Below are 20,425 nucleotides of genomic sequence, written 5' to 3' on the forward strand. Positions count from 1 at the left end.
CTCGGGCGCAAAAAAGCCGGCCTCGAAGCCGGCTTTTTTGCTTGCGCCTTACCGTGGCTGGACTATTCGACCACTTCGATGCGGGTCGCCGGACGCACCTTGACTGGAATCGCCCCAGGCGCTTCGGTCTCGTATTCCGGCTTCGGCTCCGGTGCCATTCCCCCTGCCGTTTTCGGCCCGAATAGGGCGACCCAGGCCGCTTTCCAGGGACGGTGCATGGCATCTTCCACCGCACTGGCCTCGTAGCCGCAGTGCGCCATGCAGTTGGCGCATTTCGGATTTTTCGAATTGCCGTACTTGTGCCAGGGCGTTTCGTCCATCAAGGCCCGGAAGGAAGGCGCATAGCCCTCGTCCACCAGCAGATAGCACGGCTTCTGCCAACCGAAGATGTTTCGGGTCGGATTACCCCAGGGCGTGCAGTTGTAACTCTGGTTGCCCGCCAGGAAATCGAGGTACAGCCCCGAATGGTTCAAACGCCAGCCGCGCCCCCGGCCGAGTTTGAACACTTTGCGGAACAGCTCTTTACTGTCCCGCATCCGGATGAAGATGTTCTGCAGCGGCGCGTGCTCGTAGCTGAAGCCCGGCGCGATGGTCACGCCTTCGACGCCCAAGCGCTTGGTGTGGTCCAGGAACTCGGCCACCTCCTCAGGCGACTCGCCCTGAAACAGGGTGCAGTTGATGGTCACGCGAAAACCGCGGGCGATAGCCATCTCGACGGCTTCGACAGCCCGGTCGAACACGCCGGTCTGGCAGACCGACGCATCATGCCTGTCGCGGTTGCCGTCCAGGTGGATCGACAGCGTCAGAAACGGGGAAGGCTGGTAATCGTCGATCCGTTTCTTGAGCAGCAGCGCGTTGGTGCACAGATAAACGTATTTCTTGCGCTCGATGATGCCGCGCACGATCTCGGGCAATTCCTTGTGGAGCAGCGGCTCGCCCCCGGCGATGGACACGATGGGCGCACCGCACTCGTCCACGGCCTGAAGCGACTCTTCGACGCTCAGGCGTCGGTTCAAGATCTCGTCCGGATAATCGATCTTCCCGCACCCGGCGCAGGCGAGGTTGCAGCGGAACAACGGTTCGAGCATCAGCACCAGAGGATAGCGCTTGACCCCGAAAATTTTCTGTTTGAGCAGATACTTTGCGACGGTCAGTTGTTGACGCAGTGGAACGCCCATTCGTTTCTCCTCGATTCTATAGCTGGCGAGACGGAACGGCGTAAGACAACCGCCCCGACAGTCGGTTCATGTCGGCCCAAAGGCACTCCGGCCAAACTCTTGCCCGATAAGCGCCGCCCATGACGACGTTGCGGGACATTTTCCTAGTCTGGCGCTAGGGATTGAGCCCGGATTGTAACAACAATCCTTTTTCTTGTTTAAAAAATGGGGTTTGCGGCATTCCCTTGAATGGGTACGCATGCTAGCATCCAGTTGCATATTACTCAACTCATCTTTGATAAAAAAACAACAGAACTTGACTCAAGCGCCCGAATAGGTAGACTTTCACCCCTTTTACAAGGAGTTAGCCACTGTGGCCGACTCGAGCTCCAGCAACCGACGCCTACCCCGATGAGCGGAACATCCCCCTCGCAACCTGCGATGCACGAGAACATGTCGGACGACGAGTTCCAGGCCTATTTTCTGGACGGGGTGTCGCGCACTTTCGCCCTGACGATCCCGAGACTGCCCGAAAGCTTGGCCCGCCCGGTATCCAACGGCTACCTGTTGTGCCGGATCGTCGACACCATCGAGGACGAGGTGGCACTCGGCTCGGCGCAGAAGAGACGGTATTGCGAACGCTTCGCGCAGGTCGTCGCCGGTCATGCGCCGGCCGCCCCGCTCGCCGACGAGCTTTTTCCGCTGCTCTCGGAACAGACCTTGGCCTCCGAGAGGGAACTGGTCGCCGCCATTCCGCGCGTCATCCGCATCACCCACGGCTTCGCCCCGCCCCAGCAGGAGGCATTGGCCGAGTGCGTAGCCACGATGTCGAGGGGAATGGCCGAGTTTCAGGACAAAGACCTGAGCCACGGGCTCAAAGATCTACGGCAGATGGGCGATTATTGCTACTACGTCGCCGGTGTGGTCGGCGAAATGCTGACCCGACTGTTCTGCCATTATTCGCCGGAAATCGCCGCGCACCGGACCCGGCTCATGGAACTCGCGGTATCGTTCGGACAGGGCCTGCAGATGACCAATATCCTCAAGGATCTGTGGGACGACTATTCGCGAGGCGTCTGCTGGCTTCCGCAGGACGTGTTTTCGGGTTGCGGCTTCGCGCTGTCCGAATTGCGCCCCGGCCACAACAATCCGGATTTCGTCCGCGGCTTCGACCGGCTGATCGGGGTAGCGCATGCGCATCTGCGCAACGCGCTGGATTATACGTTGCTGATCCCGAGCCATGAAACCGGCATCCGCGAATTCTGCCTGTGGGCGCTGGGCATGGCGGTGCTGACCCTGCGCAAGCTCCACGGCAACCTTTATTTCAGCGATTCCAGCCAGGTCAAGATCACGCGGCGGGCGGTCAAGGCGACGATACTCGCCTCCCGGCTGACCCGCGGCAACGACACCTTGCTGAAGACGACCTTCCGGCTCGCCGGACTCGGCCTGCCCACTGAGGTGCCTGCCGCCGTGCTCCAGCCCAGGCCCATCGACATTTGAATACGCACCGAACCTCCAGGAAACATCGCCCATGTTGAGAGAAGCGACAGTAATATCCAACCTCGAACCGCCGCTGACCGCCACATATGTCGAGTCTCCTCTCGATGCGGCGATCCGCCAGGCCAAGGACCGTCTGCTGAGCCTGCAGCACGTGGAGGGCTACTGGGTGTTCGAACTTGAAGCCGACTGCACCATCCCGGCCGAGTACATCCTGATGATGCATTTCATGGACGAAATCGACGGCGAGCTGCAGGCCAAGATCGCCAACTATCTGCGCACCCATCAGAGCGCCGACGGCAGCTATCCGCTGTTCCAGGGCGGCGCCGGCGACATCAGCTGCACCGTCAAGGCCTATTACGCACTCAAGCTGGCCGGCGACTCCATCGACGCCCCTCACATGAAGCAGGCCCGCGAGTGGATTCTGGCCCAGGGCGGCGCGGCGCGCTCCAATGTATTCACGCGCATCATGCTCGCCATGTTCGAGCAGATCCCTTGGCGCGGTGTCCCCTTCATCCCGGTGGAAATCATGCTGCTGCCCAAGTGGTTTCCGTTCCACCTGGACAAGGTGTCGTACTGGTCGCGTACGGTCATGGTGCCCCTGTTCATCCTGTGCAGCCACAAGGTGACCGCCCGTAACCCGTCCAAGACCCAAATCCGCGAACTGTTCACGGTAGACCCGCAACAGGAGCGCCATTATTTCGACCATGTCAGGACACCGCTCGGCAAGGCCATCCTCGGCCTGGAGCGTTTTGGCCGGCTGCTTGAGCCGCTGATCCCGAAAGCCATGCGCAAGAAGGCCACCCAGAGGGCCTTCGAGTGGTTTACGGCGCGGCTCAACGGCGTCGACGGACTCGGCGCGATTTTCCCGGCCATGGTCAACGCCTACGAGGCGCTGGATTTCCTCGGCGTGCCGCCGGACGACGAGCGCCGCAGAATCGCCCGCGAGTCCATCGAGCGGCTGCTCGTGTTCCAGGGCGAGAGCGCCTACTGCCAGCCCTGCGTCTCGCCGATCTGGGACACCGCCCTCACCTCCCTGACCTTGCAGGAAGTGGCTCGCCATACCGCCGATCTCCAACTCGACGCGGCTCTGCACAATGGGCTTAAGTGGCTGGCTTCGAAGCAGATCGACAAGGATGCGCCCGGCGACTGGCGGGTCAACCGGCCCGGCTTGGAGGGCGGCGGCTGGGCCTTCCAGTTCGGCAACGACTACTATCCGGACGTCGACGACAGCGCCGTCGTGGCCCATGCGCTGCAAGGCTCGGAAGACCCGAGCTTCGACGAGACCCTGCGCCTGGCGGCCAACTGGATCGCCGGCATGCAGTCCAGCAACGGCGGATTCGGCGCCTTCGACGCCGACAACACCTATTACTATCTCAACTCCATTCCCTTCGCCGATCACGGCGCCCTGCTCGACCCGCCGACGGCCGACGTCAGCGCCCGCTGCGCCATGTTCCTCGCCAAATGGGTGAACCGGCAACCGGAGCTGCGCCCCGTCCTGGACCGCACGATCGAGTACCTGCGCCGGGAACAGGAAGCCGACGGCTCCTGGTTCGGCCGCTGGGGCACCAACTATATCTACGGCACTTGGTCGGTCCTACTGGCCTACGAGGCCGCCGGCATTCCGAACGACGACCCCGGCGTGCGCCGCGCGGTGGCTTGGCTCAAGAGCGTCCAGCGCGAGGACGGCGGCTGGGGCGAGGACAACTTCAGCTACCACGACACTTCGTTCCGGGGCCGCTTCCACACCAGCACGGCATTCCAAACCGGCTTCGCGCTGATCGCGCTGATCGCGGCGGGCGAAGCCCGATCGCCCGAAGTGCAGGCCGGCGTGGACTATCTGCTGCGGCAGCAGCAGCCCGACGGATTCTGGAGCGACGAATGCTTCACCGCACCGGGCTTCCCCCGCGTGTTCTATCTGAAATATCACGGCTACGACAAATTCTTCCCCCTGTGGGCACTGGCTCGTTACCGTAACGAACGCTACGCCCGGGCGTGATTCGGATCGGTGTCGTCGTCGCCCTGCCGGCCGAATGCCGTACGCTGACGCGGCGCCCGCTGCGCCGCCGCGAACCGCTGGCCGTCAGTGACGCGCTCCACCTCTGCCTGTCCGGGAGCGGCCCGGACAATGCGGCGAAGGCCGCACTCCGGCTGGCAGAAGCGGGCTGCACCGCCCTGGTCAGTTGGGGATGTGCCGGCGCACTGGGGGGGCATCTGGCGTCCGGCGACCTTATGCTGCCCGCCGAAATCGCTTGCGCCGACGGCACGGTATTGCCTGCACATCCCGACTGGCACCGAGCCGCTGTGCGGTATGCAGAAGCCCTTCCCTGCAAGGTGTCCACCGGACGGGTAACCGCCAGCGACGGCGTCGTCCACGGCCGCGACGCCAAGCGGGCGCTGGCGGCCGCCACCGGCGCCGACGCCGTCGACATGGAAAGCGGCGCCATCGCCCACACTGCAATGGCGCTGAAACTGCCGGTGCTGGTGATCCGCGCCATCGCCGACGACGCGGCAACGGCAATTCCCCGCAGCGTGCTCGATGCGCTCGACCCGGACGGCAATACCCGGCTCCCGAGGCTGGTCGCCAACCTGGCCCGGCGGCCTTCGGAAATTCCCGACCTGATCCGTTTGGCCATGGCTTTCAAGGCGGCATCCGCAACCCTGCACGCGATGAGCCCGCATCTGCGCGTTCCCGGAAAACTCTGACTCAAGCAATGTCCAAAGGAAAAAAGACCGTTACGCAGGAAACCCGGACGAGCTTTCTCATCCGGCTGATGCACGGATGGGAATCCAGGGTGCTGACCCATCCCTGGCTGGTCCTGTTCTTCGCGTTTGCCGCCTGCGGCCTGACGCTGCAATACACGATGAAGAACCTGACCGTGAACACCAACACGGCGGACACCATCTCGACGGAACTCCCGTTCCAGAAAAACAGGATCAGGTTCGAAACCGAATTCCCCCAGGACGTCTCCACCATCGTGCTGCTGGTCGAAGGCAAGACGCCCGAACAGGCTTCCGATGCCGTCGACGCGCTGCAGCAGAAGCTGGCCGGGCAAATGGCGACGATCGAGTCGGTCTATGTACCCGATGGCGGCGACTTCTTCGCCCGCAACGGACTCTTGTATCTGAGCCTGAAGGACCTGGAAAAGGTCAGCCAGGATCTGTCCGCCGCCCAGCCATTCTTCGGACGGCTGGCCGAAGACAACAGTCTCGACGGCTTCTTCGGCATCTACGCCCAGGCGCTGGATGCCAAGGAATCTGACCTGCCCGTCGAACTGGGCGCCTTCACCCGCCGCCTCAACGAGGCGTTTCAAGCCGCGGTGGACAACCGCCCCTACCGCCTGTCCTGGCAACAGTTGATCATGGGGCAGAAGGAAGGCCTCGGCATCACCAAGCGTTTCATCGTCATCCGGCCGAAACTCTTCTTCGAGGAACTGATGCCTGCGGCGAAGGCCATAGCCACCATCGACCAGGCCGTAGACGGTATTCGCGCCGATGCCCTGTCCGACGTCCAGGTGCGCAAGACCGGCGAAGTCGTCCTCGAATACGAGGAGATGCTGACGGTGCAGGAAAGCGTCACCATCGCCGGCGTGGCTTCCGCCGTGCTGGTCTGCCTCACGCTGTGGCTGGCCTACCGCTCGTTCAAGCTGATGCTCGCCACTTTCCTGACCCTGGGCATGGGTCTGGTGTTCTCCATGGGTTTCGCCACCCTGGCCATCGGCCAGCTCAACCTGATCTCCATCTCCTTCACCGTTCTGTTCATCGGCATGGGGGACGCTTATTCGTCCCATTTCTGCCTGCGTTATCGGGAGCTCATCCTGCGGGGCATGCCGCAGCGGGCCGCCTTGCGCGAAACCTTCGCGTCGACGGGATCGGCGCTGCTCCTGTGCACGCTGACCGCCGCCATCGGCCTCTACGCATTCATCCCGACGGCCTATTCCGGCGTCGCGGAACTTGGCATCATCGCCGGCACCAGCATGTTCATCGCCCTGGCCACCACCTTTACGGTGCTGCCCGCGATCATGAACATCCTGCCCTATAAGCCTTCCCGCCGTGCGGTCCAGCACAGGCCGCGCGCGCTGACCCGGGTACTGCTGTCCAACTGGCCGATGCGCTATGCCGGGCCGATCCGGATACTGACCCTGATCCTGGGCATCGCTGCCGGCGCGCTGCTGAGCCGGATCGTGATCGACTTCAACCCCATCAACCTGCGCGACCCGGCCACCGAATCTGTCGAGACTTTCAAGTACCTGCTGAAATCCCGCGACACCTCGCCGATGACCCTGGCTTCGCTCGCCTTGAACGAGGAGGATGCGCACACCCGGATTCACCGGTTCGAGAAACTCTCCTCGGTAGACAGCGTGCGCAGCGTATTCGATTTCGTTCCCGACCGGCAGGACGAGAAGCTTGCCGCCATTGCGGATCTGGCGCTGGTGCTCGGACCTCAACTGCAGAATTTCCCGGCCGCCTCCGAGTCCAAGCCGAACCTGCCGACTCTGGAAAAACTGCATGCCGCGCTGCGCAAGCGCCTCGAAAAAGGCCACGATGCCGATGTCGCCGCGCTGGATGGCACCCTCGAAAAGCTCCTGGAAGAACTCCACACATCGCCCCCTCACGCTGTTCAACCCCGTCTCGACGCGCTCGAAAAAAGCGTTCTGGGCGGCTTGAGGAAAACCATCAGCCATCTGAATACCAGCCTGGAAGCCGAGCCGATCACTCTGGACTCCCTCCCCGCGGATATCCGCGAGCGCTGGATCGGCAAGGACGGGCTTTACCGCCTGCAGATATTTCCCAGACACGACCTGAATGATCTGGACAAGCTGCGGGAATTCATCCAGCAGGCCCAGACGGTGGACCCCGACGTGACCGATCTGCCGGTGACCTACCTGGAATCGATGAACGCCGTCATCGTCGCTTTCGCACAGGCTTTCGGAACGGCGCTCGGTGCGATCACGCTTCTGCTGCTGCTGATACTGAGAAACCTCAAGGATACCCTGCTGGTCCTGTTGCCCCTGCTCCTCGCCTCTCTGTTTACCGCAGCCATGACGGTGCTCATCCAGGTACCCTTCAACTTCGCCAATATCATCGCCCTGCCGCTCCTGTTCGGCCTGGGCGTCGACAACGGCATCCACATGGCACACCGGCTGCATTACCTGAATTCCACCCGCGATGCCCTGCTGGACTCCAGCGAAGCCAAAGGCGTGTTCTACGGCGCCCTGACCACCGTATTCAGCTTCGCGAGCCTCGCGTTCACCCCGCATCCGGGCATGTCGTCCATGGGCATCCTGCTCGCCATCGGCCTGATGCTGTCCCTGGTCTGCGCCCTGATAGTGCTGCCGGCATTCGCCGCGCGCCGGGTCAAGGCCTGAGGGGCTTGGTGTAGAATGCGGAATTTGACAATTTACCAAACCCGAGGTTGTTGATGTCGAGTCGTATTGCCGACCTGCTGAAGAACCGCAGAGGCGAAAATTTCGATCTGCATGAGAAACATCTCAATACCCAGATGGTCCGGGTGTTGAAGACGATCGGCTACGACCGGGTGTACGTCCGGGCGCAAGGCCCTTACCTCTACGACGACCAGGATCGGGAATACCTTGACCTCCTCAGCGGCTTCGGCGTGTTCGCCCTGGGACGCAACCATCCCAAGGTGGTCGCCGCGCTGAAGGACGTGCTGGACGCCCAGCTTCCCGATCTGGTCCAGATGGACGTATCCCTCCTGAGCGGCCTGTTGTCGGAAAAGATCCTGCAGCGCTGCCCCGGCGACTTATCGCGGATGTTCTACTGCAACTCCGGCGCCGAAGCGGTGGAAGCGGCCATCAAGTTTGCCCGCTACACCACCAAGCGGGAAAAAATCGTGTATTGCGAACACGGCTTCCACGGCCTCACCCTGGGGGCGCTTTCGCTGAACGGCGAGCAGGTGTTCCGCGACGGCTTCGGCCCGTTGCTGCCGGCCTGCACCGCTGTGCCGTTCAACGACCTCGGCGCCCTCGAGGCCGCCATCTGCCACAACGACGTGGCCGCCTTCATCGTCGAGCCGATCCAGGGCAAGGGCGTCAACCTGCCGGATGACGGCTATCTGGCCGAGGCCGCCCGCTTGTGCCGGAAGCACGGCACGCTATTCGTCGCAGACGAGATCCAGACCGGCATCGGCCGCACCGGAAAATTCTGGGCCATCGAACATTGGGATGTGGAACCGGACATGATCCTGATGGCGAAGGCGCTGTCGGGCGGATTCATTCCGGTCGGCGCCGTCGCCATGAAAAAGCACATCATGGAGGCGGTGTTCAACCGGATGGACCGCGCCGTCGTCCACGGCTCGACCTTTTCCAAGAACAACATGGCGATGGCGGCCGGCATCGCCACCCTCGACGTCATCGACGAGGAAGGCCTGGTCGAAAATGCGGCGCGGATCGGCGAACAGATCACTTCCGGAATCCGGGCGATGGCCGACCGCTACGAATTGCTGCACACGGTGCGGGGCAAGGGCATGATGATCGCGGTCGAGTTCGGCGCCCCCCGCAGCTTTTCGCTCAAGGCCGCCTGGAGCCTGCTGGAAACCGCCAACAAGGGGCTGTTCAGCCAGATGATCACCATTCCGCTGTTCAAGAATCACCGCATCCTGAGCCAGGTGGCGGGGCACGGCATGAACGTGGTCAAGTTCCTGCCGCCGCTGGTGATCGGCCAGAAGGATGCCGACTGGGTACTCCAGGCCATGGATGCGGTCGTCGCCGATTGCCACAAGGTCCCCGGCGCCATCTGGGACCTGGGCAAGAACCTGACCAGCCACGCCCTGAAAGCCAAGGCCGGCTGACCCTTCACCCCAACACGACAGGTAGCCATGTTCCCACGCGCCATCAATCAATCCGGACGGCTCATGCCGGCGATCGCCCTGTGCCTGCTCGCGCTCACTCCCAAGGCCTGGAGCCACGCCGTCGTCACCGAATCCTCGCTGACCAGCCACCCGGTGAAGCCCAACCATCCGACCAAGGTCGTGCTGTTTTTCAACTCCGGGGTCGAACTCGCCCTGTCGCGGGTCTTTCTGGTCAGCAAGGGCGACGTGTTCCACCCGGTCAACATCGCCAACGGCAAAAAGGCGGGCGAGATGCTGGTCGATATTCCCCCGCTGGAACCCGGCGATTATGCGCTGAAATACAAGGTGTTCGCGGCGGACGGCCACTTCACCGAAAACGTGATCCGCTTCCGCGTCGACAACCCGTAGTTCGAGGTCGTACAACCCATGTTCATACAAGGCCTGGCCAATTTCATCGATGATTTCCTCGGCGGCTTGATGCTCATCAGCTATGCGCTGATCGTCGGCAGCCTGATCTGGGCGGCCTGGATTCTGCGGATTTGGGACAGATCCTCGGCCGGCGCCGGCGCGCCGGAACCGGTCGTCGCCATCTGTGTCCGCATACTGAAAGCCGGCGCGATCACGCTGGCCGCCATGCAAGGCACCAAGCTGCTGATCAAGGGCCTGCTGCTCGCCGCTACACTCGGCGATTTCCCTCTCGGCGCCTACATGGGCACGGTGCAGTTCATCGCCGGCCTGCTTCGCTTCATCCTCTCGTGCGGGTTCATCTACCTGGCGGTGCAGCTCAGCGCCGCGCCGCGCAACCGCTCCGCCTGGAACACCGCGGCCGTCCTGACCGTGCCGCTGGTGATCAGCGGCGCCTGGCTGGTCCACGGCGTCGGGCGTTTCGAGCACCGCGAACAGCTCATGGTCATGACGGTGATCCACCAGCTGGCCGCCGCGGTCTGGTTCGGCGGCGTCGCCCAGCTTCTGTTTCTGTGGCATACCCGGCGCTCGGAGCAGGCGGCGCACGAATTCTGGCCGCTGGCGATCACGCGTTTCGGCTGGCTGGGCGCAGCCTCCGTGCTGCTGCTCGTTTCCACCGGCCTGCCACTGGCCATCGAATACATCGGCTCGCTGGACGGTTTGTTCGGCACCGGTTACGGCGCTCTGGTGGCCACCAAGGTTGCGCTGATGGGCGGCGCGCTCTACTTCGCCTACCGCAACCGCAAGGCGGGGAAGGAATGGAAGCTGCGGGGCGCCTCGGCCGACCTGACCGGCAAAGTGCCCTACTTCATCGAAGCCGAGACCTTCGTACTGGTGGGCGTGCTGTTCGTCGCCGCGACGCTGTCTTCACAACCGCCGTCGGTGGACATCAAGGACACCACTGCGACGGTCTCGGAAGTGGCCTACATGTTCGCGCCGCGCCTGCCGAAGATCAGCTCGCCGACGCACGAGCAGCTTCTGGCCGGGGAAGCGGGCCGGGTCGCCGTGGTGGACAAGGTACCGTCGGTCGCCGCCACCGAGTGGTCGGACTACAACCACAACATCTCCGGCATTTTCCTCACCGGCATGTGCCTGGTGGCGATGCTGTCCTATACCGGGCGCTTCCGCTGGACCCGTTATTGGCCGGTGGGCTTCATCGGGCTGAGCATCTTCCTGTTCTTCCGCAGCGATGCGGAAACCTGGCCGCTCGGTCCCATCGGCTTTTGGGAGAGCACTTTCGGCAACGGCGAGGTATTCCAGCACCGCATCGCCACGCTGCTGGCCTTCCTGCTCGGCGTGATGGAGCTACGCGCCCGCACCCGGCCCGATGCGGATCGGCTACGCTACATGTTTCCGGTGCTGAGCGCGTTCGGCGGCATCCTGCTGCTGACCCACTCGCACGCGGAGTTCGAGCTCAAGAGCGAATATCTGATCCAGTCGACGCACACCGCGATGGGCCTACTGGCAGTCGTGGTCGCCAGCGGTCGCTGGCTGGAACTGAGGCTGGCAGCGGCGCCCGCGTCCTCTTCGAGGACCGTAGCCGGGTTCGACGAAGGCCACGTCGCCGGCTTCCTGTCCATCCTCGCCATGTTCGTGATCGGCAACTTCCTGATGTTCTATCGGGAACCGCTGTACTGATCTAACGATCATGGCGACCAGCCGCCCAGGACGATGACAAATCGGCAGGAAGGCCGATTTGCGCGCTCTGCGCCGAAAGGGTGGGATACAGGGAGGTATCGCATGAGCGCCGCCGTCCGCTATGGTCGTTCTCCTCGTCTCCGGCACTTTCATACCGGGCTATCCTGCCCGGCACCCTTCGGGTCAATGCAAATCTGCTCCCGGCAGATTTGTCCCAGCGGGAGAAGGGAGTAAAGGTGCTGCGACTTTCACGTTAAGGATCGTCGCGAGCAAAAAAGGCATCCCGCGGGATGCCTTTTTTACCGTCCCCTGCTGTAAAGCAAGGTCAACTCTTGGAGTTGTTATCGTTGTTGGCGTAGTCCGTGATCTTTTGAGTCAGCTTGCTCATGAGCACATCGAAACCTTCGCGGTCGATCACGCTGGTGTACTGGGCCTTTTTCAGTGCCAGATCGCTGATGCCGTCAACGACGATGTTGATGATCTCCCACTTCCCGTCGAACTGGTTGACCATATAGTCGAATTTCACGGGAGTTTCCTTCGGTGCCACCATTTTGTACCGCACCACCACTCGATCGGGTTTGGCCGCCTGATCCGAGTCGTACTGGAATTGTTCGCCGCCATAGCTGTTGAACTGGGCAGCATAGGTGGCGATGCTCAGTTCCGTGAGTTTCTTCACGAACTCCCTCTTCTGCTCGTCGCTCAACGTCTTCCAGTGGGACCCCAAGGCGATCTGCGCAACGGCTTCGAACTGGAACACCTCGCGCACGACGGGGTCCAGCTTCTTATACCGCCCTTGATAACCGAGTTGTTTTGCATTTTTCATCACGTCGATGAGCGCGCCGTTCAATTTGTCCACCACCACACGCGCAGCTTCCGTGCCGGTATCGGCTGTCGCGACCCTTCCGGCCGACAGCATCAAGGCCAGCGCCAGCCCGCCAAGAATTCGTAACAACATGTAATTCCTCACCATAGGCATATTTACAACAAAATATACCATAACACCCACAGTCCCCGAATCAGTTTCGAACGCAATGAGGACCGCCAGCTCCCTTCGAAGGAGACATTACGTTCGACAACGGCCGAAAAGGCATAGGAGGCTGGGTGCACGGGGAAAGCGTACGACTTGCCTTCGCCGAAGCGGACGGGATGACGCTTACCGGCGCTGTAAGCGCAGGGAATTCAACACGACGGAAACGGAACTGAAAGCCATGGCCCCGGCCGCGATCATGGGACTCAGCCGCCCCATGACTGCGAGCGGGATGGCGATCGTATTGTAGCCGAAGGCCCAAGCGAGATTTTGATGGACGACCTGCAGCGTGAAGTGGCTAAGCGCCATACCGTCCGCCACCCGGCTGATGTCGCCCTGGCTGATGATCATGTCGGCGGTCTGGATAGCCACGTCGGTACCACTGCCTATCGCAAAGCTCACGTCCGCGGCGGCCAGCGCGGGCGCGTCGTTGACGCCGTCGCCGATCATCCCTACCCGCTCCCCCTGCTCCTGCAGGGCGCGGATGATCTCCAGCTTCTGCTCCGGGCGGGCGCGGGCAGTCACTTCCGCGATGCCCACCTGCTGCGCGATGTGCTGGGCAGCCGCTTCCACGTCGCCGGTCACCATCAGAGTCCGGACGTCCAGGTCCTGCAGCCTTTCGATGGCGGCCAGCGCGTGCTCGCGGGGCCGGTCCGCAATGCCGAACACCGCCGCGAGCTTGCCGTCCAGCGCCATGAAAACCGGCGTCTTGCCCTGCCCGGCCAGGCTCGAAGCCGGCTCCAGGGCCGCGGCAAGATCGACGCCGGAGTCCACCAGCCATTCAGCATTGCCAATCAGCACCTCGCGGCGCTCTACCCGCGCGCGGATGCCACGTCCCGGCACGCTGTCGAATTCATGGGAAACCAGGGGTTCGGCTCCAGCGTCCTGCGCCTTGCGCACGATGGCCCGCGCCAGGAAATGCTCGGAGTCAATTTCCGCCGCCGCCGCCAAGCCCAGCAACCGGGGCTCACCCAGCCGCGAAAACCGGACGATGTCGGTGACTTCCGGCTTCCCCTCGGTGATGGTGCCGGTCTTATCAAACACGACCGCGGTGAGTTTCGACGCCATCTCCAGACTTTCGCCATTGCGGATGTAGATGCCCTTGCGGGCGGCCTGTCCGGTGCCGACCATGATCGCCGCCGGCGTCGCCAGACCCAGCGCGCAGGGACAGGCGATGAGCAGTACCGCGATGGCGTTGGCGGACGCCCTGGCCACCGATACGCCGAGCCAAGTCCAGCCGATTAACGTGCCGGCGGAAATCACCAGCACGGTCGGCACGAACACTGACGAAACCCGATCCACGGTCTTCTGAATCGGGAGCTTCGACGACTGGGCCTGCCCCACCATGTGGATGATCCCGGCCAACACCGTATCCTCCCCCACGGCCGTGACCCTGACCTGGAGCGCGCCGGTGCCATTGACACAGCCACCGATCACCCGATCGCCGGGCTGCTTGATCACGGGAACGCTTTCGCCGGTCACCATGGATTCGTCGATGCCGGAACTGCCGGTGAGGACTTCGCCGTCGGTAGGCAAGCGGTCGCCGGGACGCACGCGCACCACATCACCCACCTTCAAGGCCTCGACCGGTACCTCGAACTCCCCGCCGTCCTTGAGCAGCGTAGCGGTGGCGGGCTGCAGGTCGAGCAGGCGTCGGATCGCTTCATGGGCACGGCCGCGGGTGGTCTCCTCCAGGTAGCGCCCGTACAGCACGAAGCTCACGATGGCGGCAGCGGCCTCGAAATAGAGTTCCCCCCGCCGCGTCAGCAAGGCGACGACGCTGGAACCATAGGCCGCGCCGACGCCCAGCGCGACCAGGGAGTCCATGTTGGCCGTCCCCTGCCCCGCGAGTCTCCAAGCCTTGGAGAAAAACGAGCGGCCGCTGCCGAACACCACCGGCGTGGTGAGAATAGCGCTCAACCAAGCCCATGCCCGCCCGTGCGGCATCACCATTCCGAGCACCACCACGGGGGCGCTGAGCAGGGCCGACACCAGGGCCTGGCGCCGCGCCAGCCGCAGACGTTCGGCTTCCCGTGCCGCCATGAGTTTGCGCTGGACGATGCTGTCGGCCGCCTGCGCGCGGTAGCCGATCCGCGCAATGGCTGCCATCACGGCGTCGCGGCTGAGGACGGCCCGGATCGTAGCGGTCTCCGTGGCGAAATTGACCGAAACGTCACGGATACCCGGCTGCCGCTTCAGCATCATTTCGATGAGCAGCGAGCAGGACACGCAGGTCATCCCTTCGATTGCGAACTGCCATTCGCGCACCGGCCCGTCGCCACCACTGCCGCCGAGCGCTTCCGGCGCCTGCTTGCGGCGCCCGAGGCTGGCGATCAGATGATCCGCCACCTGCAGCAGATTCGAGCGCGGAAGCAGGTCCGGATTGAAACGGATTGCCACCGAACCGAGGTCCGCCACCACCCGGACGGACCGTATCCCGGAATGCTTGAGCAGAAGAATCTGCAAGAGGTAGCAGCGCTCCGCATCCTTGCGCAGTGCCGGCGCCCGGATCCGGATACGCCGCCGCAAGGCATGCACGACCTCCAGGTTGGGCCAGGCATGGGCGAACGGCGCCGCCGCCGCGGCGCGGGCCGTCGAAACCTCGGAACCTGTGGCGTCAGACATTGCGGGGACGCCGTGACCGGACCAAAAGGAAAATCATGTAGAACACCGCCATCCACTCGTAGCGGTAGCGAAATGGCTGTCGCAGCCAGTGCTGGGTGATGAGGTGCCAATGCAGCTTGATGAGATAGAGCACCAGCACGTCGTTGAAGAATTCTATCAACCCTCTTTCACGGGCCGGCGTCAGCAGCTTGGGCGAATTTTTCACGCTTCGCTTGGCGAGGATTTTCATGGCCGCCAGGGTCTCTCCCGCCTCCTGTGCTTTTTCCCGCAGCCAGCCGATAGGCCCGCCCATCGGGACGCTCACGGCCCCCTGCGCCCGGCCGGCCTGCCCGACGCCGGCGTCGACGAGTTGGCCCAGCCCCCGCCCAATGGCTTTGAGGTCGCAGACGGCGATGTCGAAGCGCACCGACAGCTTGCGGCTGCCAGGCGACAGGCTGACCCGGTAAACGCCGTCGAGCGCACGCAGGACCGACTCGATCTGAGCGCGCGCCGAAACCTCGCAGAGTTCCGCCGGCAGATCGAATCGCACGTGACCGGAACCGCTGTAGCGCAAAATTATCTGTTTTTTCAGTGACATGATCTCAAGGTCAGACGATAACAGGCTGCCGGCGGGTTTTTATCCGTGTATTCAGGCGTCACCCCGTTCCGAGCCTTCCTGACGCTCGGCCAGCATATCTTCCAGGTTTTCCCGCTGCTGAAGAATGAAATCCTTGCCGCCTTCCGCCACGCTCATAGCCGAGCCGACGATTTCCTTGCGGTATTTGTGAATGTAATAGCCCGCCGCCATGCCGAGACCGAACAGAACCAACGGATGGGTGAATACCCGCTTCAGCAACGACCTTCCGGTGTGCGTCCCCGCCGTCGCGGCGGCCCCAACCGCTGCGCCCTTGGCCACCGCGGCGGCGTTGTGGGACGACTGGACCAGATGGCGGGCGCCTTGCATCGCACCGTGACTCATCATGCCCTCCATGCCGGCCATCGGACCCATCATCCCGTGCTCCATCGCCTTGGCCGCACCTGCCGCCACTTCCGTCATCGCTTTCCCGCCGTGTACATGAGCCATGATCTAGTTCCTCGTTGACTATGCCGAATATTCCGACGCCCCGCCCGTCAGGGGAGCGATCGAGAGCCGGCCCCGATTATCGGTCATTTGTTCGAATGAGGTAAATCCGGCGCTTCCCCATGGCAGGGGGGGGCCTCGGCAAGGATCTCGTACTCGTGAAGCATCGCGTAGATGCCCTGGCAGCCTTCACAGCAGAAAACCTTGAGCCCGCCCGTGGTGTTCAGGGGAAAGCCCGGCGGAATCACGGGCAGGCTGCACAAGTCACAAACACGCGGTTCGGTGTCCATCCATCGTCTCCTTGATGTCTCTTACGAAAAATCAATCAAACCTAGGCAGTTATAATAAAAAACTCCGCAGCGGCTTGCACAGCCTGCGGAGTTCACGCTGGCCTATCCGGCCGGAGGACGGAAATTCAGTGACAGCTGAAGCTTATGGTCGCAGCTTCGGCGCCGTCGCCGGAGCCGCGAATGGCGCGGCTGGAAGCTTTCATGAGGGCGATTCGGAGAGCACCGGTCAGACTGGTCCCCAGGCCGACCTGAGTGGCAATCGCAGGCACCAGGATCAATGAAGCGAAGGCGAGGCCGGTGCCGATCAGCAGCGGTCCGATGGGCGCATCCTGTTTCCGCGCGCGGGCCGTTTTCGGCTTTTCGACGGTTTTCACATGGGCTACCTGGGAATTTTTCATGTTCGGCTCGCTCTGATGAGAATGAATGCTGCGACGAAACAATCTTTTTCAACATTCGTGCCCAATGCCTAGTCGCTTGATTCGCAAGCGCCAACGACTCAACTGAGGATCAGGGATACAGATAGGCATGGCGTATCACACAGGCAAACTGTGTGATATCCCACACCTCTCCCGCACGACCCAGCTCCCGATTCGCGCCAAGGCCTGCCGATCCGGCCGGATTTGACGCCGGACAAGCTGGCAGAAAATCTGCACGCCTTATAATCTCCGAGGCCTCTTGGCTGTCTTCACACCTCATCCGTACCACAACCCGATCGGAAACATGAACTCGACCAACGCAGCGAACCGGCAATCCCTCGCGAGTCCCTCAGCCTGGCTCACAAGGCCAGGCGCGATCGTCCTGGGACTCCTGGGTGTCATCGCGATCCTCTTCCTGGACGAACGCATGGGCGCTCTGGCCCAAATGCCAGCGCTCGGGCGCGACATGAACTACTGGCTGCTGTTCGTGACCGGTCTTCTGACCGGTTTCCATTGCGTCGGCATGTGCGGGGCGCTGGTGCTTGCCTATGCCACCAAACCCGCCAGCGGCGGCAAGCCCTCTCCGCTCTCCCACCTGCTCTACGGTACCGGCAAGACCCTGTCCTATACCTTGATCGGCGCGGTTTTCGGCCTGATCGGATCGATTTTTTCGTTCTCGCCGGTGCTTCGGGGCGCCATCGGCATCGCCGCCGGCCTGTTCCTGGTCCTGTTCAGCTTAGGCACGCTGCGCTGGGTGCCGGCCTTGAGCCATTTCCAGATCAAGACCCCGGGCTTCCTGCTACGGTTCATCGGCACCCAGTCGAGGCAGTCCCACAGCCCCTTCGTCATCGGCCTGCTCAACGGTCTCATGATCATCTGCGGTCCGCTGCAAGCCATGTATGTCATGGCCGCGGGCACCGGCAGCCCGGTCGAAGGAGCCCTGCTGATGTTCTTTTTCGGTCTGGGGACGCTGCCGGTGATGCTCAGCTTCGGCTGGTTCGCCGCGCTCATTTCGGCCGGACTGAAACCCAAGCTGGTCCGCTTCTCCGGCATCATCGTGCTGATCCTGGGAATACTGATGGTCAATCGCGGCCTCAAGACCAGCGAAAGCGGATTCGACTTCCACTCCCTGCTGGTGGGGCTCTCCGGCTTCACCGAATCACGCTGGGGCTTCGTGCTCGCCACGCCGGATGCCCCGCTGCCGCAGGACATGTCCGGGATGCACCACAACCACTGAAGCCTCTTTCCGTAGGGGCGGGAAGTCGACCGGACGAGAAGCGGCCCTGTGCCGGCGATTTTGAATCGGCCCGCCGGCACCGCTAGAATCGGCGCCTCTTCTCTCAACTTCCTCCGGCGAACTCCCATCTTGCACGACACCGAATTCGAAACCCGCGCGGCCGAACTGATCGATGCGGGCCGCTTCATCGACGGCCGCGGCTGGGTTCCCGCCACCAGCGGCAATTTTTCCGCCCGCCTGAGCGATGGCCGGATCGCCATCACGGTTTCCGGCCGGCATAAGGGCCGCCTGCGCCCCGAGGACATCATGCTGGTGGATGCCGAGGGCCGTTCGCTCGACGGCAAGAAACCCTCAGCGGAAGCCGTACTGCACACCGGCATCTACCGGCGCTATCCCGATGTCGGCGCCATCCTGCACCCGCACTCGCCGGCCGCTACCCTGCTGTCGCGGCTGGTCGCCGGCGAAGTGATCCTGGAGGACTACGAGCTTCTGAAGGCGCTGGCCGGCATCGACAGCCACGAGACCCGAGTCGCCGTGCCGATCTTCCCCAACGACCAGAACATTCCCCGCCTCGCCCTGAAAGTCGAGGAGTACATCGAGATGCACGGCGACCTTCACGCTTACATCATCGCCGGCCACGGCTTCTACACCTGGGGAAAATCGGTTGCCGATGCGCTGCGCCATGTGGAAGCGCTGGAATTCCTCTTCGACCTGGAAACCCGCATACACGGAGTCAAACGATGAGCCTTCTGACCATACACCCTGAGTCCGGGACCTCGGCGCCGGAGATCTTCCGCGACGGTGACGCGATTGCGGAGCGGCTGGCTGAAATCGGCGTTTTGTTCGAGCGCTGGCAGGCGGGCCGGGCATTCGAACCGGATGCCGAGCAGCAGACGATCCTTGCGGCCTACGCCGATTCGGTCGAACGCTTGAAGGCGAAATACGGTTTCGAATCGGCCGACGTCATCAGCGTCGGCCCCGATCATCCGCAGAAGGACGAACTGCGGGCACGCTTCCTGAACGAGCATATTCACAGCGATTTCGAAGTTCGCTTCTTCGTCGAAGGCCGCGGCCTGTTCTACCTTCACCCCGGCGACCGCGTCTACGCCATCCTGTGCGAACGGGGCGACCTCCTGAGCGTCCCCTCAAATACCCGCCACTGGTTCGACATGGGCGCCGAACCCTGCCTGAAGTGCATCCGGCTGTTCACCACACCGGAAGGCTGGATAGCGGATTTCACCGGCAACGACATCGGCGAGCGGTTTCCCAGGCTCGAAGAATATCTGAGGACTTTCGCATGATCCGGGCGATCCTCACCGACATCGAGGGCACGACCTCCTCGCTGTCCTTCGTGAAAGAAACGCTGTTTCCCTATGCCCGCGCCCGAATGGCGGATTTCGTCCGCGGCCGCGCCGACGACGCCGCCGTACGAGGCCTGCTCGCCGATGCCAAGGCTGCGGCCGGAGACGCTTCGTTGGACGATGAAGGCGTCATCGCCCAGTTCATCCGCTGGATCGACGAAGACCGCAAGATCACGCCGCTCAAGGCTATTCAGGGCCTGATCTGGGAAGAGGGCTACCGCAATGGCGATTTTTTCGGGCACGTGTACGACGATGCCGTGCGACGGCTCAAAGCCTGGCATGAACAGGGTATCGACCTGTATGTGTTCTCCTCGGGCTCGGTCCATGCCCAGCAACTGCTGTTCGGCCATACCCGCTTCGGCGATCTCAAACCGCTGTTTTCCGGCTACTTCGATACCCGCATCGGCGCGAAGCAGGAACCCGACGCCTACCGTGACATCGCCCGGCAAATAGACCTGCCGCCCGACGAAATCCTCTTCCTCTCGGATATCGAAGGCGAGCTGAATGCCGCCTGGGAAGCGGGCTTAAAGACGTTCCTGCTGGTCCGCGACGGCGGGACGAAGACCAGCGATCATCCCCAGGGAGCGGACTTCGACGCCATCCAGCCGGAACTCTTCTAAACCTCCGAAACGCCGCAGGTTGCCGCAATCCGGACCGCGATTTGAAACAGTTTCGTAACATTCGAAGGGTTGATTTCAGACGTTCATAGCGCTTACAGTTCGGCCTTTGCCCGATTTGGGTGCGGCGATGCCGCCCCTCGGGCCACCAGGATGTCGCAAAAGCCACTGGCAACGGGCTCCGGCCTCAGCGGCTTTTTCCGCACCCTGTCATCAAGATGTTC

Annotated in this window: 18 protein-coding genes; 11 read left to right on the forward strand and 7 right to left on the reverse strand. The window is 62.7% G+C overall.

Annotation, left to right across the window (positions count from 1 at the left end):
* Positions 1-62: 62 nt before the first annotated feature.
* Positions 63-1,178, reverse strand: a complete 1,116-nt coding sequence (gene hpnH, locus OOT43_RS06735) for an adenosyl-hopene transferase HpnH (RefSeq protein WP_266024067.1) — start codon at positions 1,176-1,178, stop codon at positions 63-65.
* A 390-nt stretch (positions 1,179-1,568) separates the two neighbouring features.
* Between hpnH and OOT43_RS06740 the strand changes: the two genes are divergently transcribed.
* From OOT43_RS06740 to OOT43_RS06770, 7 genes are read left to right on the forward strand one after another with little or no spacing between them, the layout of a single operon-like run.
* Positions 1,569-2,657 carry a phytoene/squalene synthase family protein gene (locus tag OOT43_RS06740; protein WP_266024068.1) on the forward strand — a complete coding sequence of 363 codons (1,089 nt, stop codon included), beginning with the start codon at positions 1,569-1,571 and terminating at the stop codon, positions 2,655-2,657.
* A 31-nt stretch (positions 2,658-2,688) separates the two neighbouring features.
* On the forward strand, positions 2,689-4,653 hold the full coding sequence (gene shc / locus OOT43_RS06745; protein ID WP_266024070.1) for a squalene--hopene cyclase: 1,965 nt from the start codon (positions 2,689-2,691) through the stop codon (positions 4,651-4,653).
* Positions 4,650-5,360, forward strand: a complete 711-nt coding sequence (locus tag OOT43_RS06750) for a phosphorylase family protein (RefSeq protein ID WP_266024071.1) — start codon at positions 4,650-4,652, stop codon at positions 5,358-5,360. Before shc ends, OOT43_RS06750 begins: the two co-directional genes overlap by 4 nt.
* An 8-nt stretch (positions 5,361-5,368) precedes the next feature.
* Positions 5,369-8,023, forward strand: a complete 2,655-nt coding sequence (locus OOT43_RS06755) for an MMPL family transporter (protein WP_266024072.1) — start codon at positions 5,369-5,371, stop codon at positions 8,021-8,023.
* A 53-nt stretch (positions 8,024-8,076) separates the two neighbouring features.
* Positions 8,077-9,465, forward strand: a complete 1,389-nt coding sequence (locus tag OOT43_RS06760) for an aspartate aminotransferase family protein (RefSeq protein ID WP_266024073.1) — start codon at positions 8,077-8,079, stop codon at positions 9,463-9,465.
* Positions 9,466-9,492: 27 nt separating this feature from the next.
* On the forward strand, positions 9,493-9,873 hold the full coding sequence (locus OOT43_RS06765; RefSeq protein ID WP_266024074.1) for a copper resistance CopC family protein: 381 nt from the start codon (positions 9,493-9,495) through the stop codon (positions 9,871-9,873).
* An 18-nt stretch (positions 9,874-9,891) separates the two neighbouring features.
* Positions 9,892-11,568 (forward strand): copper resistance D family protein, encoded by a 1,677-nt coding sequence (locus OOT43_RS06770; protein ID WP_266024075.1) that lies wholly within the window; start codon positions 9,892-9,894, stop codon positions 11,566-11,568.
* Positions 11,569-11,893: 325 nt separating this feature from the next.
* Here OOT43_RS06770 and OOT43_RS06775 read toward each other — a convergent pair whose 3' ends face one another.
* The 6 genes from OOT43_RS06775 to OOT43_RS06800 form a co-directional block, all read right to left on the reverse strand.
* Complete coding sequence (locus tag OOT43_RS06775; RefSeq protein ID WP_266024076.1) at positions 11,894-12,523, reverse strand: HpnM family protein; 630 nt, start codon at positions 12,521-12,523, stop codon at positions 11,894-11,896.
* A 198-nt stretch (positions 12,524-12,721) separates the two neighbouring features.
* The gene (locus tag OOT43_RS06780) at positions 12,722-15,220 is read right to left on the reverse strand and encodes a heavy metal translocating P-type ATPase (protein ID WP_266024077.1); all 2,499 of its coding nucleotides are present in this window, start codon (positions 15,218-15,220) and stop codon (positions 12,722-12,724) included.
* On the reverse strand, positions 15,213-15,797 hold the full coding sequence (locus OOT43_RS06785) for a heavy-metal-associated domain-containing protein (RefSeq protein WP_266024079.1): 585 nt from the start codon (positions 15,795-15,797) through the stop codon (positions 15,213-15,215). Before OOT43_RS06785 ends, OOT43_RS06780 begins: the two co-directional genes overlap by 8 nt.
* A 51-nt stretch (positions 15,798-15,848) precedes the next feature.
* Entirely contained in the window at positions 15,849-16,283 is a 435-nt protein-coding gene (locus OOT43_RS06790) for a hypothetical protein (RefSeq protein WP_266024080.1), read from the reverse strand.
* Positions 16,284-16,366: 83 nt separating this feature from the next.
* Complete coding sequence (locus OOT43_RS06795; RefSeq protein WP_266024081.1) at positions 16,367-16,570, reverse strand: heavy metal translocating P-type ATPase metal-binding domain-containing protein; 204 nt, start codon at positions 16,568-16,570, stop codon at positions 16,367-16,369.
* Between the two features lie 125 nt (positions 16,571-16,695).
* Positions 16,696-16,968, reverse strand: coding sequence for a hypothetical protein (locus OOT43_RS06800; protein WP_266024082.1), 273 nt, complete (start codon positions 16,966-16,968; stop codon positions 16,696-16,698).
* A gap of 322 nt (positions 16,969-17,290) precedes the next feature.
* Here OOT43_RS06800 and OOT43_RS06805 point away from each other — a divergent pair, with 322 nt between their 5' ends.
* The 4 genes from OOT43_RS06805 to mtnC all read left to right on the forward strand — a co-directional run bounded on the left by OOT43_RS06805 (position 17,291) and on the right by mtnC (position 20,204).
* Positions 17,291-18,223, forward strand: coding sequence for a sulfite exporter TauE/SafE family protein (locus OOT43_RS06805; protein ID WP_266024083.1), 933 nt, complete (start codon positions 17,291-17,293; stop codon positions 18,221-18,223).
* Positions 18,224-18,349: 126 nt separating this feature from the next.
* Positions 18,350-18,967, forward strand: a complete 618-nt coding sequence (locus OOT43_RS06810) for a methylthioribulose 1-phosphate dehydratase (protein ID WP_266024847.1) — start codon at positions 18,350-18,352, stop codon at positions 18,965-18,967.
* Positions 18,964-19,524, forward strand: a complete 561-nt coding sequence (locus OOT43_RS06815; RefSeq protein WP_266024084.1) for a 1,2-dihydroxy-3-keto-5-methylthiopentene dioxygenase — start codon at positions 18,964-18,966, stop codon at positions 19,522-19,524. The genes OOT43_RS06810 and OOT43_RS06815 overlap by 4 nt, the downstream gene beginning before the upstream one ends.
* Positions 19,521-20,204 carry an acireductone synthase gene (gene mtnC, locus OOT43_RS06820; protein ID WP_266024085.1) on the forward strand — a complete coding sequence of 228 codons (684 nt, stop codon included), beginning with the start codon at positions 19,521-19,523 and terminating at the stop codon, positions 20,202-20,204. The genes OOT43_RS06815 and mtnC overlap by 4 nt, the downstream gene beginning before the upstream one ends.
* The last annotated feature ends 221 nt before the right edge of the window (positions 20,205-20,425 follow it).

This window comes from Methylococcus mesophilus (assembly GCF_026247885.1).
GTDB lineage: Bacteria > Pseudomonadota > Gammaproteobacteria > Methylococcales > Methylococcaceae > Methylococcus > Methylococcus mesophilus.

What these genes read in the sequence shown, in the direction of transcription:
- OOT43_RS06770 (WP_266024075.1), top strand. Translation starts at nt 9,892, where the DNA reads ATGTTCATACAAGGCCTGGCCAATTTCATCGATGATTTCCTCGGCGGC.
- OOT43_RS06800 (WP_266024082.1), bottom strand. Translation starts at nt 16,968, where the DNA reads ATGAAAAATTCCCAGGTAGCCCATGTGAAAACCGTCGAAAAGCCGAAA.
- OOT43_RS06755 (WP_266024072.1), top strand. Translation starts at nt 5,369, where the DNA reads ATGTCCAAAGGAAAAAAGACCGTTACGCAGGAAACCCGGACGAGCTTT.
- OOT43_RS06805 (WP_266024083.1), top strand. Translation starts at nt 17,291, where the DNA reads ATGAACTCGACCAACGCAGCGAACCGGCAATCCCTCGCGAGTCCCTCA.
- shc (WP_266024070.1), top strand. Translation starts at nt 2,689, where the DNA reads ATGTTGAGAGAAGCGACAGTAATATCCAACCTCGAACCGCCGCTGACC.
- OOT43_RS06740 (WP_266024068.1), top strand. Translation starts at nt 1,569, where the DNA reads ATGAGCGGAACATCCCCCTCGCAACCTGCGATGCACGAGAACATGTCG.
- OOT43_RS06780 (WP_266024077.1), bottom strand. Translation starts at nt 15,220, where the DNA reads ATGTCTGACGCCACAGGTTCCGAGGTTTCGACGGCCCGCGCCGCGGCG.
- OOT43_RS06765 (WP_266024074.1), top strand. Translation starts at nt 9,493, where the DNA reads ATGTTCCCACGCGCCATCAATCAATCCGGACGGCTCATGCCGGCGATC.
- OOT43_RS06790 (WP_266024080.1), bottom strand. Translation starts at nt 16,283, where the DNA reads ATGGCTCATGTACACGGCGGGAAAGCGATGACGGAAGTGGCGGCAGGT.
- mtnC (WP_266024085.1), top strand. Translation starts at nt 19,521, where the DNA reads ATGATCCGGGCGATCCTCACCGACATCGAGGGCACGACCTCCTCGCTG.
- OOT43_RS06815 (WP_266024084.1), top strand. Translation starts at nt 18,964, where the DNA reads ATGAGCCTTCTGACCATACACCCTGAGTCCGGGACCTCGGCGCCGGAG.
- OOT43_RS06775 (WP_266024076.1), bottom strand. Translation starts at nt 12,523, where the DNA reads ATGTTGTTACGAATTCTTGGCGGGCTGGCGCTGGCCTTGATGCTGTCG.
- hpnH (WP_266024067.1), bottom strand. Translation starts at nt 1,178, where the DNA reads ATGGGCGTTCCACTGCGTCAACAACTGACCGTCGCAAAGTATCTGCTC.
- OOT43_RS06785 (WP_266024079.1), bottom strand. Translation starts at nt 15,797, where the DNA reads ATGTCACTGAAAAAACAGATAATTTTGCGCTACAGCGGTTCCGGTCAC.
- OOT43_RS06795 (WP_266024081.1), bottom strand. Translation starts at nt 16,570, where the DNA reads ATGGACACCGAACCGCGTGTTTGTGACTTGTGCAGCCTGCCCGTGATT.
- OOT43_RS06760 (WP_266024073.1), top strand. Translation starts at nt 8,077, where the DNA reads ATGTCGAGTCGTATTGCCGACCTGCTGAAGAACCGCAGAGGCGAAAAT.